Annotated in this window: 1 protein-coding gene; it reads right to left on the bottom strand. The window is 45.4% G+C overall.

Annotation, left to right across the window (positions count from 1 at the left end; all coding sequences use genetic code 11):
- Positions 1-606, bottom strand: a 606-nt coding sequence (locus R7O13_RS28700) for an alpha/beta hydrolase (RefSeq protein WP_318305438.1), incomplete at both ends; no start/stop codon positions are given.

Genomic DNA, 606 nt, shown 5'->3' with positions numbered 1-606 from the left:
TTGGCACCTTAGTTTTACGACTGCTCAAGAAGCCTTGAACTTTCAATGACCAAGCCATCATCTGCGCAGCCATACTGTTGATATCAACTGCGCTTTTACCCAAACGAGAAGCCAGCATATCCAGATACATCTTCGGCATTTTTTGCAGCTTTTTCGGCGAGGTAAACAGATCATGCACCGGTGCGCCTAGTGCCACACACGCTTTGATCTTTTCTTGCTCAAGAAAAGACAGACGAACCATGGCATTGCCACCAAAACGGAAACCGACCAAACCAACTTTGTGATGATCAACGTAAGGAATGGAATAAAGCTCATTCAACACGGCTTGATGAAGACAGCTTGAATCTTCCGTCAAAGGCCAATGAGAACTGTGTCCGACTGATGGCATATCGACGGTCAGCATTGCAATATCTTTAGGAGCAAAGTGATTGCGGAACAAACGCCACATGTCGGTTTGTAAACTGTCGAGTCCTGCACTCACCATCACAACTGGCAGCTGCTTATCGGTTCTTGGCAAATGTAAGTTAGCGATAATTTTGCGTTTTTGGTAAGGCACCTCAATTTGCTTGATGGTGTATTGAGTTTTCTCAGCCCCTTCAGAATAGG

Source organism: Vibrio sp. Y176, from assembly GCF_033438945.1.
The sequence above is the reverse complement of the archived record's forward strand: the minus strand, read 5'-3'. Positions and strand labels throughout refer to the sequence as shown.